The sequence below is a fragment of the Mycobacterium sp. genome (genome assembly GCF_002863225.1).
GTDB lineage: Bacteria > Actinomycetota > Actinomycetes > Mycobacteriales > Mycobacteriaceae > Mycobacterium.
The window spans coordinates 267,818-280,402 of sequence record NZ_PKEK01000039.1 but is presented as its reverse complement, the minus strand read 5'-3'; the positions used below and the strand labels follow the sequence as shown (position 1 = coordinate 280,402).

Here is a 12,585-nt window from a genome sequence, read left to right as displayed (position 1 = left end):
AATCAGAGGCTCAGCGTAGGAACCTCCACGGAAGGAAGTCAAGACATCCCCTCGTCTCCCCCGACGGTGCGCGTACTCGACGTCGTCGAATTGCTCGCCGGCTCAACCGAGGCCCGGCTGCGGTTCTCCGATGTGGTGCGCGAACTCGGACTGACCCAGGCGACCGCCCACGCAATCCTGGCCACGCTGTGCGATCGCGGTTGGGTCAGTCGCGATCCGGTCGACAAGACCTACTCGCTGGGTCCGGCGCTGGCAGTGGTGGCGGCGCGGGTCGAGACCGCCCGGCCGACGGCGCATGCCGCCCGAACGGCGGCACTCACTCTCGCCGACGAATTCGGTTACGCCAGTTCAGTTGTCGAACGAGTTGCCGATTCGTTGGTGATCACCTCGTTCGAGGACGCCGGTCAGCGGTCCATCGGCGCACCCGGTGAGCAGATCCGATACGCCCCGCCGTTCGGAGTCGCGTTCGCCGCGTGGGACACCGCAGAGGAACAGCGGGCCTGGATCGAGCGCAGCGCAACCACCAACCCGGTAGTCGCCGGTCGACTCGAGGAGGTCCTGGCCCGCACCCGGCAGCGTGGGTTCGACGTGGATTGCACTACGCCGGCGTTGACCCAGGCCGCCCGGGTCATGGGAACTCTGCCCAGCGACGGGCTGCCCGATCACGTCCGGGAGATCACCGATCAATTGCTGACGGAATTCACCACGATCGGCTTCCTGTCCGACGACGACTCCGCGCGTCATGAGCGGCCGGTCGCGACGATCGCCGCGCCGGTCTTCGATCACCGTGGCCGGGTGCCGATGATCGTTGCGGTCCACCCGCTGCAGACTCTGTCGCGGCGGCGGATCGACGACGTCGGCCGCCGGGTCGCCCAGGTCACAGCCGCAATCGGTGGCCGAACTTGATAGATCAGCTAATTACTTGTTAAGCTAACTAAATAACGTCCCGACTACCCAAGGAGCAGGCAATGCCGCGCACCGACAACGACACCTGGGACCTCGCCACGAGCGTAGGAGCCACCGCGACAATGGTCGCCGCAGCCCGGGCCGTCGCCACCAAGGCCGACAACCCCTTGATCAACGACCAGTATGCCGAGCCGCTCGTGCGGGCCGTCGGCGTCGACTTCCTCACTCGATGGGCGGCCGGCGACCTCGACATCACTCAGGTCGACAGCGACGACTCCACCTGGAAACTCCAGCAGATGCCCGACGCGATGGCCGTTCGGACACGCTTCTTCGACGCGTTCTTCCAGGACGCGACGAAGGCCGGCATCCGGCAGGCGGTGATCCTGGCCTCCGGCCTCGACGCTCGCGCCTACCGGCTGGAGTGGCCAGGCGACATGACCGTCTTCGAGGTCGACCAGCCCGAGGTGATCGCGTTCAAGACCCAGACGCTGTCCTCGCTGGGCGCAAGCCCGACGACCGAGCGCCGCACGGTCGCCGTCGATTTGCGCAACGACTGGCCGGCGGCCTTGACCGCGGCTGGATTCGACCGCAGTCGACCCACGGCATGGATTGCCGAAGGTTTGCTCGGCTACCTGCCGCCGGAAGCGCAGGATCGCTTGCTGGACAACATCTCCGCGCTCAGCGCTGACGGCAGCCGGCTGGCCACCGAGGCCATCCCGGACGTCAACGACATCGACCGCGAGAAGGTCCGCGAGATGATGCGTGCGGCCACCGACAAATGGCGCGCCAACGGTTTCGACCTCGACTTCGACGAGCTCGGATACCAAGGCGACCGCAACGACGTCGCCGAATACCTCGACGGGTTGGGTTGGCAGTCGTCCGGCCGGCCGATGAGTCAGCTGCTGGCCGAGCACGGGCTGCCGCCCGTTCCGGAGTCCAGCGACTCGGTATCGGTGGGCGACACCGTCTACTACACCTCAACCAAGTGACGCAGGCTCCGCAACGACGCAGGTTCAACGAGGCGGTCACGCGGTTCTGGGGTGTGGCCGCCCCGGCCTACAACCTGCCGTTCCTGCAGCAGTGGGTCTACCGCCCCGCGCACGACGAGGTGGTCGCGCAATTGCGCAACCACCAGTCGGTGCGGGTGGCCGATGTCGCTTGTGGCACAGGCATCTTGGCCGACCGCATTCAGCGCGATCTGCATCCCACTGCGGTCTACGGGGTGGACATGTCGGAGGGGATGCTCAAGCAGGCCCACGCTCGGTCGCGTGACGTCGACTGGCGGCGCGGCCCGGCCGAGCAACTGCCGTTCGACGACGAGGCACTAGACGCCGTGGTGACGACGTCGGCGTTTCACTTCTTCGACCAGCCGGCCGCTTTGCGTGAGTTCCACCGCGTGCTGGCACCGGGCGGGCTGGTGGCCGTGTCGACGATGAGTGCTCGGCGGCCGCTGTTCCCGGGCACCAACTGGACACCGCAGCACAACCCGACACCGCCGGAGATGCGTCGGCTGTTCGAGAACGCCGGATTCACTGTGGCCGAACAGCACCGGGTGCGCCGCCCGCTGTGGACCCGGCCGATCTCCGACCTGTTCACCGCCGGCGTCAAGAGCTGACGAATTCCGTCGGCGTGGCGCCGGCAAATCGCTTGTGGCGCAAACCACTCCAGGTAAGTTGTCAGCGGACTGACGGGAGGGCATGTGTGCCGTGCATCGACGACCGACCGACGCCGCTGCCGGCGCTCACTTGCGGTGGCAGCCCTGGTCGTGATCGCGCCGGGACTCGTCGGCAGCCTCACTGCTCCGGCGAGCGCCGAGACGACGGTTGCCGTCAGGGCCAGGACGCACCGCACCAACGGTCCTGACTTGAGCTCGCAGGATGGCTTTTACGATGTGGGCGAACTACTCACACTGGTATGCCACGCCAAGGGTCAGCGGGTGAGGGGCTTTTTCAGCTCTCGCATCCCGGGCGGCTGGGACGACCTCTGGTATCGGACGTCTGACGGTCACTACGTCGCCGATGTCGACATCGAAGCACACACGCTGGAACCGCTTGGTCCCGAATGTAATCCGCTGTCCCCGCCGAGTGCCATCTCGAAAGCGAATGCCGCACTTGCCAAAGCGAACTCGGCGGTCGGCACCGACATGTTCGGGCCGCAGGGCTGCGGGAAATTCGTCGCCTGGTCCTACGGAGTGCCGGGCCTGGGCGTCAACACGGCCAAGGAGTTCCGCAACAAACTCTTCTCCCAGGGTCGCATCCACATGGACGACAACTTCCCGCGCGGAGCCCTGGTGTTTTCGGAGAATTCGGCAGACGGCGGCGCGGGTCACGTCGACATCGCCCAGGGGGACGGCACATTCGTCTCCGGTGGCATCCTGGCGTCCTACCCTGGACTGGCCGGTGCCGGCCACAACGTCCAGGTGATGAACACCTACGATCCGACGCCGGGCGCCAACTTCCTGGGCTGGGCGGAGGCACCGTGGTGACGGATCACGGGTTCGGTCGGTTCACCAACCGCTCAACCGGGCGGTCGTCCCAGTGGTCGTAATCGACGACTTCACTCAGAGGTCGGCGACGCACCGGGCCGTGGTTGCCCTTGGGCCAGCCAATCACGATGTGCCCGGCCACCATCCAGTCATCCGGCACCCCGACGGCGTCACGTAGCAGCTGCTCACCGCCTTAGGAACCCCAGCTGGTCAGGCATGCACCGAGGCCCTGGGCCCGGGCGGCCAGCAAGAAGTTCTGCATCGCCGGAAATATCGAACCGCCCAGCAGCAGTTCCGATGCGGTCGGAAAGTGCTTCTGCGCGAACAGAATCGACGTGAATTCCCCGGCCCGGTCGTGCAACTCGTAGGTCGCGCGGTTGGTACGGGCCCGACGGCTGTCGTCGTCGTCGGCCGGCCGGCTCATGCCGTAGACGGGCTCGATGACCTGCAGAGCGCGTGACGCTGCTTCGGCCACCACCGCCCGCTGCTCGGGTGAGCGCAGCACCACGAAACGCCACGCCTGCGCGTTGGCCCCGGAGGGCGCCCAAATCGCCGCCTGCAGGCACCGCTGCAACGTCGCGTCGTCGACCGGTTGTTCGGTGAACCGGCGGATCGTCCGCGCGGTCGACATCGCCTCCCATACGTCGCTGGTCGCTCCCGGCATGCCGTCTCCCTTCCGGTTTACCTTTCCGGGAGAACTTACTGCCGACGGTCAGGAGCGCGGTGGGCGCTGGTCGTTCGGATCGTTGGGATCGGGCTCACCGAACCACCGCGACGGCTCGTGCTCGCCGTAGGTGTCGTGCCAGTCCCACCACTCGTAAGGCGGGCCCTGCGGGTAACCCTGGGGTGAGTCTTCCCAGTTCTCCTGACGGCCCAGCGGGGTCATGTCCAGCAGGCTCCAGGTGTTTCCCAGCACCTCGTCGCCACGATTGTTGACGAAGTAGGTCCGGTACACCCGGTCGTCGTCGTGGATGAACACGTTGGTGCCGTGCCACTCGTGCACACCGAAGTCCTTGTCGAAGTCGTCGGTGATCGAGTACCACGGCATCCGCCACCCCATCCGCTCCTTCAACCGGTCGATGCCGGCCTGCGGGGCACCGTGAGACGAACACCAGCGTCGCGTCACGGGCGTTGAGGTGCGCCAGATTGCCGATATGGTCGGCGACCATCGAGCAGCCCCGACAGCCGTGATCCGGCCAGCCGTCGATGTCGGGGCCGACGAAGGCGCGATAGACCAGGAGCTGACGCCGGCCCTGGAACAGGCCCGGCAAATCGACCCTGCCGTCAGGGCCCTCGAACTCGTAGTGCTTGTCGACCGGCAGCCACGGCATCCGTCGTCGTCGCGCCGCCAGCGCGTCATAGGCACGCATCACCTTCTTCTCTTCGACCAGCAACTCCTGGTGGGCCGCCGCCCACTCCTGCGCCGACACGATCGGTGGTGTCTTCATCTGTTGTCCGCCTTCAGATTTCAGTTGATTGTCGACAGGCCTGCCGCCGTGAGCAGATACGAACCGTCGCGCCCCCCGTTGGCGAGCTCCAGCACCGAGCGGCCCACCTGCTCCGCAGTCAACGCCGGCCCGGCCGCCTCGAGGAACGCGTCGACGTCGACGCCCTGCCGGTCGGCATACGCCGCAACCGCTTTCGCGCCCAGCTCGGTGGCAGGCGTCAATCGCGGCAGCACCGACACGAACCGGATGCCGAGTCCGGCCCGCTCGGATTCGATTGCGGCGTAGTCAGCAACGAACTTCACGGCGGCTTTCGCGCCCGCATACCCGCCGCTGAGCGGCGAGCCGTTCAGCGCGGCCCCGCTGGACATCACGATCACTGTGCTGCCCGGTGCCAGTGGACGGCGCAATGCCGCACGGCACCAGTTGAATGCCTGCGCGACGTCCACGTTCCACGTCTGGCTGAAGCTCTCCCATGTCTGTTCGTGCAACGGGCTCATCGTCGGGGTCGCACCGGCACACAACACCAGTGTCTGCGGCTGATGCTCATCAACGAGCCGATTCGCCACCTCGGGGTCGGCGGCATCGGCCGCGACCGAGGTGAAGTGGTCGCCTTCCAGGCGCGCTCGACTGCGGGCGACGCCGACGACCTTTACATCGGCGGCCGCGAATGCCGCGGCTATGGCATTGCCGAATCCGCGGCTCGCGCCGGTCACGATCGCCGTCGTGCCGGCCAACGTCAGGTTCTCTACTGATTGGGTCATAGTGGGTTCGATACGTCGCGCGACTGGAATTCATCGCGGGCCGGCCGATGAATTTTTCGGGGCGCACGTCTCTGTATTCATGAGGGCCCATCGCCCGAGATAGGAGAAGGTTCGTGCCCGCCCAGGAGAACTTCATCGAGCAGGCGGCGCCGTTTCGCGGCGAACTGATCGCCCACTGCTACCGCATGCTCGGCTCGGCCCACGACGCCGAAGATCTTGTCCAAGAGACCTATCTGCGCGGCTGGCGCGGCTACTCGGCGTTCGAAGAGCGCGCGGCTCTGCGCACCTGGCTGTACCGGATCGCCACCACCGCATGTCTGCGCGCGTTGGAGAATCGCGCGCGACGCGTGCTGCCCGCGGGTCTGGGCGCCGGTTCGGACGATCCGGACATCGACCTCGACGCAGCCGGCGGTCACCACCACTGGCTCGAGCCGCTGCCGGACACGTTGACTCCCGAGACCGAGGTCGGCATTCGTCAGAGTGTGCGGCTGGCGGTTGCGACGGCCCTGCAGGAACTCCCAGCACGTCAACGTGCGGTGTTGATCCTGCGCGACGTCGTGCAGTTCAGCGCCGCCGAGGTCGCCGAGCTGCTGGAAACCAGCACCGCCTCGGTCAACAGCGCGCTGCAGCGGGCCCGCGGCCACCTCGCCGAGGTGGCACCGAGCGAAGACGACGTCGCCGAGCCGGACGACGCGGACCGTCGTGAGCTTCTCGACCGCTATTGCGCGGCCTTCGAACACGCCGACCTCGACGCACTGACCGACCTGCTGGCAGCCGACGTCCGGCTCGAAATGCCGCCGTTGCCGGCGTGGTTCATCGGCCGCGACGCCGTAACCCGTTTCCTGGCGCAGCGTGCCTTCGCCGAACCCGGCGACATGGTGCTGGTCCAGACGGCGGCCAACGGGCAGCCCGCCGTCGCCGAGTATCGGCGGGCCGCCGACGACGTATTGCGGGCACACTCGATTCACGTCCTGACCGCCGGTGAAGGCGGGATCGCCCGGATGGTCGTCTTCCTCGACCCGGAGCTGTTCTCGGTGTTCGGCCTGCCGCCGACACGCTGATCCGCCTCAGGTGCATCAGGCCCGCAACTGCTTAGCCTTAGCCCCGGGGGACGACCGCACCATGGAGGAGCCGTGATGTCCCTCGCCTTGTTCTCCCGCCGAGCAGTGGTCGGCGTGATCGCCGCCGGAGCCCTGCTGTGTACCGCAGGCCAAGCCGCGGCGGACCCGGCACCGCGACCACCCAATTGCTCGGCGGCAGATGTCGCCGGTGTCGCCGCCGGGGTCGCGTCAGCCCTGACGACGTACCTCTACACCCATCCGGACGTCAACGGGTTCTACACCGGTCTGCAGGACCAGCCGAAGGACGAGATCGGCGGCCAGGTCCAGGACTACTTCAGCACCAACCCCCAAGAAGAAGCGGAACTCGAGAGCATCCGGCAGCCGATGAAAGACATCAGGGAGCGCTGCCACTGGACGCCGTTGCTCGGGCAGGGCGCCGCATGAGGCCGTGGATCGCCGGGGCAGTCGCGTTGACCGCCGTCGCGTCGAGTTACGCCGTGCCGGTCACCGGCGTGGCGAACGCCGACGTGTGCGCGAGCGTGGGCAGACGGGTGTCGGTGAGCGGATGCACCAACCTCGCCGAGCCCCCGCCGCCGGGTGACTACGCGCCGCTGCCGGGGGATTTCCCGCCGCCTCCGCCGCCGCCGCCGAATGTCAACGTCTGCGTCGGTGTCGGCCGTCGCATCCACGTCAGCGGGTGCACCTAGCGGCGATCGCAAGCGCGGCACAAGCCGGGCGCAGCGGGTCGCCGCCGACCGACCGAGCGGCGATCGCAAGCGCGGCACAAGCCGGGCGCAGCGGGTCGCCGCCGAGCGACCTAGCGGCGATCGCAATTTCTTCGCTCAGCTGTACTCAGGCGTAACACGTACGCTCGTCTGACGGGGATGTCAGTGATCTCCCCATTTCGTCGTACAGCCAATGCCGCCCGATAGCCCAGGCGGCGCTGATCGACACAGCAGACGTAGCGAAGGGTGCTTGATGAGGGTTCCAGGTGTGACCGCGTTGGTCGGCGGTGTGGCCGGTGGAGCGGTCCAGATGTTGCAGGCCGGCGCGCAGAGCGTGGCGAGCGCCGCCGAAGCTGTGCAGACGCTGACCACCCCGGTACTGGACACCGTGACTCATTCGACGTTGCGCGTGCTGGGCACCGGCGGCTCGACGAACGGCCGTAAGGACAGCGCTTCGGCGACGGTGCGCTGGCAGAGCGGACGACGGGTACACCTCGATCTCGACCCGCTGCTGCCGTTCCCGCGCTGGCACGAGCACGCCGCGGTGGTCGAAGAGCCGGTTCGCGCCGTCGCCGGCGTCGCCCATGCCCATGTCGAAGGCGCGCTGGGCCGGCTGGTGGTCGAACTCGAACCCGAAGCCGACGCCGACGTGGTGCTGGAGACGGTCCGCGACGTGGTGAACTCGGCGGCGTCCGATCTGTTCGCCGCGGGACGCGAACCGCAGATTCGGATTGCGCCGTTCGCCGATCCAGGGAACCCGCTGGCGGTTCTGGTTCCGTTGACCGCCGCCGCCTTCGACGCGGTGGCGATCGGTGCCGCGGTCACCGGTTGGGTGATCAGACTGCCCGCGGCGCCGAAGACCACCCGGGCCGCCGCCGCTCTGCTCAACAACCAGCCACGCATCATCGCCGTGCTCGAGTCGCGACTGGGCCGGGTCGGGACGGACCTGGTGCTCAGCGCGTCGACCGCGGCGGCCAACGGGTTGACCCAGGCCGTCGGCACACCGCTGCTGAATCTGGTCGAACGCGTCCTGCAGATCTCCGAAGCCGAGGCGCACCGCCGCCGATGGCGTGACCGGGAGCCGCAACTGGCCTCCCCCGACCGTCCGCAAGCCCCCGTCGTACCCGTCATATCATCCGCTGGCGTCGCCAAAGTGCAAGCGCCGCAGCACAATTGGTCCGCAGCATCAGCGGGTGAGGCGTCGCACGTCATGGTCGACGGATCGATCGACGCCGCGATCGACACCGCGAAGGGTTCGATGGCCGGACCGATCGAGGACTACGTCGACTCGGCCGCCAACGGATCGCTGATCGCCGCGGCCAGCGCGCTGGTGGCCGGCGGCGGCCCCGAAGACGCTGCCGGCGCGGTGCTGGCCGGAATCCCCAAGGCCGCGCACATGGGCCGGCAGGCGTTCGCCGCGGTGCTGGGCCGCGGGCTGGCCGACGACGGCCAGATGATCCTCGACCCCGGCGCGTTGCGACGGCTGGATCGGGTGAAGGTGGTCGTGATCGACGGCGCCGCCTTGCGTGGCGACCACCGCGCGGTGCTGCTCGCCCGCGGCGATGTCGCCGGCTGGGACGACGACCGCGTCTACGAGGTGGCCGACGCGCTGCTGCACTCCGAGGAGCCGCCGGAGCCGGACGACGACGAGTTACCGGCCAACACCGCACGCCTGCGCTGGCTGCGTCCCACCGGGCCGTCGGCCGCGCCCGCTCAAGGTCTCGAGCACGCCGACCTGGTCGTCGACGGGGAGACCGTCGGCCACGTCGAGGTCGGCTGGGAGGTCGACCCGTTCGCGGTGCCGCTGCTGCAGATCGCCAACCGCACCGGCGCCCGCGTCGTGCTGCGGCATGTGGCCGGCACCCAGGACCTGGCCGCCAGCGTCGCGGCCAGTCATCAGAGCGGCACCCCGCTGCTCAAGCTGGTCCGCGACCTGCGGGCCGACCGCGGACCGGTGCTGCTGATCACCGCACTGCACCGCGACTTCGCCTCGACCGACACGTTGGCGGCGCTGGCCATCGCCGACGTCGGTGTCGCGCTGGACGACCCGAAAGCGGCGACGCCGTGGAGCGCGGACATCATCACCGGCACCGATCTGGCCGCAGCGGTGCGCATCCTGTCGGCGCTGCCGGCCGCGCGACAGGCCAGCGAGTCGTCGGTCAACCTGGCCAAGGGCGGAACCACGCTGGCCGGTCTGCTGCTGGTGACCGGTAATCCGCAGGGTTCGACCAACCCGTTGGCACTCCAGCGGTGGCTCAATCCGGTCAACGCCGCAGCCACCAGCGCGCTGATGTCCGGGGCGTTCGCGGCCACCCGGGTGCTGCGCCAACCCGATCCCACGCCCCAACCGCTGACCGCCTGGCACGCGCTCGATCCGGAGATCGTCTACGCCCGGCTGGCCGGCCGGGTCCTGCCATTGGCCATCGAGCCCGGCTTGCCCGGCTGGCGACGCGTCGTCTCGGACCTGTCCGACAGCCCGTTGGTGTCGCCGCTGCGCGGTCCGGCGCGTCAGGCCGGCAAGCTGCTGTCCGCGACCCGGGCCGAGCTCTCCGATCCGCTCACCCCGATCCTGGCCGTGGGCGCCGCCGCGTCGGCGATCCTCGGCAGCAATGTCGACGCGCTGCTGGTCGGCGGGGTGATGGCCGTCAACGCGTTGATCGGCGGTTCGCAGCGGTTGCGCGCCGAGGCGGCGGCCGCCGAGCTGTTCGCCGAACAGGACCAATTCGCCCGCCGGGTGGTCGTCCCGACCGTCGCGACGGCTCGACGCCGGCTGGAGGCGGCGCGCAAAGCCGAGCGACTCGTCACCGTGTCGGCGCGTGCGCTGCGTCCCGGTGACGTGATCGACCTGGTGGCGCCCGACGTGGTGCCCGCCGACGCCCGGTTGCTGGTGGCCGACGACCTCGAGGTCGACGAGTCGCTGTTGACCGGTGAATCGCTGCCGGTCGACAAGCAGGTCGATCCGGTCGCGGCGGCCGATCCCGATCGGGCCAGCATGCTGTTCGAAGGCAGCACGATCGTCGCGGGCCACGCCCGGGCCATCGTGGTGGCCACCGGCGTGGGCACCGCGGCGCACCGGGCCATCTCCGCGGTCATCGACGTCGAGTCGTCGGCCGGCGTCCAGGCCCGCCTGCGGGAACTGACTGCCAAGGTGCTGCCGCTGACCCTGGCCGGCGGCGCCGCGGTGTCGGGGCTGGCGTTGCTGCGCCGGGCCTCGCTGCGTCAGGCGGTCTCCGATGGTGTCGCCATCGCCGTCGCCGCCGTTCCGGAGGGTCTGCCGCTGGTGGCGACGCTGTCTCAGCTGGCCGCCGCGCAGCGGCTCTCGACGCGCGGGGTGCTGGTCCGCGCGCCCCGGACGATCGAGGCGCTGGGCCGAGTCGACACCGTCTGCTTCGACAAGACCGGAACCCTCACCGAAAACCGCCTGCGCCTGGTCCTTTCGGTGCCGGCCGCCACCAGTCCGCAAGGTCCGTTCCCCGGCCCCGCCGACCCGGAGGCCACCCGCGTGCTGCGGGCCGCGGCGCGGGCATCGTCGCAGCCGCATGAGGCGCAGGGCCACGCCCACGCCACCGACGAGGCGATCCTCAAGGCCGCGGAGTCCTATGCCGGTAGCAGCGACCCGGAATGGAACCTGCTCGCCGAGGTCCCGTTCGAGTCCAGCCGTGGCTTCGCCGCCTCGATCGGCACGCTCACCACGAACGGGGCCGGTCCGGTGCTGATGCTCAAGGGCGCCCCCGAAGTCGTGCTGCCGCGTTGCAGGTTCGCCGATCGGCAGGCCGACCTCGACCACGCAGAGGCATTGGTACACAACCTGGCCGAGCAGGGTCTGCGGGTACTGGCCGTCGCCAAGCGCGGCTGGAAGCACGACACCGACGACGAGAACACCGACGCTGATGCCGTCGACGCCGCGGCGCAGGATCTGGAACTCATCGGCTACGTGGGCCTGGCCGACACCGCCCGCCCGTCGGCCCGCCCGCTGATCGAAGCCCTGGTCGACGCCGGCCGCGACGTCGTGCTGATCACCGGCGACCACCCGGTGACCGCCCGCGCGATCGCCCGTCAGCTCGGTCTGCCCGAGGACGCCCGGGTGATCACCGGTGGTGAACTCAACGGCCTGGACGAGGACGCGGCCGCCAAGCTGGTCGCCGATGTACAGGTGTTCGCCCGGGTCAGCCCGGAGCAGAAGGTGCAGATCGTCGGGGCGCTGCAGCGCTGCGGGCGGGTGACCGCGATGGTCGGCGACGGGGCCAATGACGCGGCGGCGATCCGGATGGCCGACGTCGGCATCGGGGTCAGCGGCCGCGGTTCGTCGGCCGCCCGCGGGGCCGCGGACATCGTGTTGACCGACGACGACCTGGGCGTGCTGCTCGACACGCTGGTGGAGGGCCGCGGCATGTGGGCCGGGGTGCGCGACGCGGTGACGATCCTGGTCGGCGGCAACGTCGGCGAGGTGCTGTTCACCATCATCGGCACCGCGCTGGGCAGCGGCCGGGCACCGGTGGGAACCCGTCAGCTGCTGCTGGTGAATCTGCTGACCGACATGTTCCCGGCGCTCGCGGTGGCGGTCACCCCGCAGTTCGAGGAGCCCGACGCCGACGAATACGACACCGAGGAGGAGGCCGCCGAGGCTCGTCTGGCGTATCAGCGTTCGGTGCTGACCGGGCCGACGCCGTCGCTGGACGCGGAGCTGATGCGCCAGATCATCACCCGCGGCGCCGTGACGGCGGCCGGCGCAACCGCGGCCTGGGCCGTCGGACGATGGACGCCCGGTACCGAAAGGCGCACCTCCACAATGGGATTGACGGCGCTGGTGACGACGCAGCTGGCGCAGACGCTGCTGACGCGGCGACACAGCCCACTCGTGGTCGCGACTGCGCTGGGCAGCTCCGCTGTGCTGGTGGCCATCGTCCAGACGCCGGGCGTCAGCCATTTCTTCGGCTGCACCCCGCTGGGGCCGGTCGCCTGGACCGCAGTCGTGGGGGCGACCGCGGGCGCCACCGGGCTGTCGGTGCTGGCGCCCAACTGGTTGGCGAAAACCGCGGGAGTGGTCCAGCCCGAACTGGCCGAGGCCTTGGCAAGCCGCCGAGATTGACGTATTGCAGCAGAAGTGCGACCAGCGGCCTGCGGAATGTCGATCTCGGCGGATGCGGGCGGCAGATTCGCGTTTCGGCCTCGCCGGGTTGGGCACTCCCAGCAAGATCA

9 protein-coding genes and 2 pseudogenes are annotated in these 12,585 nt (G+C 69.2%); 8 read left to right on the top strand and 3 right to left on the bottom strand.

Annotated features, from left to right (window positions below; genetic code table 11):
* The first annotated feature begins 66 nt into the window (after positions 1–66).
* From CYU59_RS10510 to CYU59_RS10495, 4 genes are all read left to right on the top strand, one after another.
* On the top strand, positions 67–906 hold the full coding sequence (locus CYU59_RS10510; protein ID WP_292988887.1) for a helix-turn-helix domain-containing protein: 840 nt from the start codon (positions 67–69) through the stop codon (positions 904–906).
* A gap of 62 nt (positions 907–968) precedes the next feature.
* Positions 969–1,895, top strand: coding sequence for a class I SAM-dependent methyltransferase (locus CYU59_RS10505; protein ID WP_292988885.1), 927 nt, complete (start codon positions 969–971; stop codon positions 1,893–1,895).
* The gene (locus CYU59_RS10500) at positions 1,892–2,521 is read left to right on the top strand and encodes a class I SAM-dependent methyltransferase (protein WP_292988883.1); all 630 of its coding nucleotides are present in this window, start codon (positions 1,892–1,894) and stop codon (positions 2,519–2,521) included. The genes CYU59_RS10505 and CYU59_RS10500 overlap by 4 nt, the downstream gene beginning before the upstream one ends.
* Positions 2,522–2,656: 135 nt before the next feature.
* Complete coding sequence (locus tag CYU59_RS10495) at positions 2,657–3,391, top strand: hypothetical protein (RefSeq protein WP_292988881.1); 735 nt, start codon at positions 2,657–2,659, stop codon at positions 3,389–3,391.
* Positions 3,392–3,395: 4 nt separating this feature from the next.
* Here CYU59_RS10495 and CYU59_RS10490 read toward each other — a convergent pair.
* From CYU59_RS10490 to CYU59_RS10480, 3 genes and pseudogenes are all read right to left on the bottom strand, one after another.
* A pseudogene (locus CYU59_RS10490) lies at positions 3,396–4,055 on the bottom strand (nitroreductase family protein).
* A gap of 48 nt (positions 4,056–4,103) precedes the next feature.
* A pseudogene (locus CYU59_RS10485) lies at positions 4,104–4,839 on the bottom strand (DUF899 domain-containing protein).
* 20 nt (positions 4,840–4,859) lie between these two features.
* On the bottom strand, positions 4,860–5,600 hold the full coding sequence (locus CYU59_RS10480) for an SDR family oxidoreductase (protein WP_292988879.1): 741 nt from the start codon (positions 5,598–5,600) through the stop codon (positions 4,860–4,862).
* Between the two features lie 113 nt (positions 5,601–5,713).
* Between CYU59_RS10480 and CYU59_RS10475 the strand changes: the two genes are divergently transcribed.
* From CYU59_RS10475 to CYU59_RS10460, 4 genes are all read left to right on the top strand, one after another.
* Positions 5,714–6,661 (top strand): sigma-70 family RNA polymerase sigma factor, encoded by a 948-nt coding sequence (locus CYU59_RS10475; RefSeq protein ID WP_292988877.1) that lies wholly within the window; start codon positions 5,714–5,716, stop codon positions 6,659–6,661.
* A 75-nt stretch (positions 6,662–6,736) separates the two neighbouring features.
* A complete protein-coding gene (locus tag CYU59_RS10470; protein WP_292988875.1) occupies positions 6,737–7,105 on the top strand; it encodes a hemophore-related protein in 369 nt (122 codons plus the stop codon).
* Positions 7,102–7,368 carry a hypothetical protein gene (locus tag CYU59_RS10465; RefSeq protein ID WP_292988873.1) on the top strand — a complete coding sequence of 89 codons (267 nt, stop codon included), beginning with the start codon at positions 7,102–7,104 and terminating at the stop codon, positions 7,366–7,368. Before CYU59_RS10470 ends, CYU59_RS10465 begins: the two co-directional genes overlap by 4 nt.
* 271 nt (positions 7,369–7,639) lie before the next feature.
* The gene (locus tag CYU59_RS10460; protein ID WP_363114348.1) at positions 7,640–12,475 is read left to right on the top strand and encodes a cation-translocating P-type ATPase; all 4,836 of its coding nucleotides are present in this window, start codon (positions 7,640–7,642) and stop codon (positions 12,473–12,475) included.
* Positions 12,476–12,585: the final 110 nt, after the last annotated feature.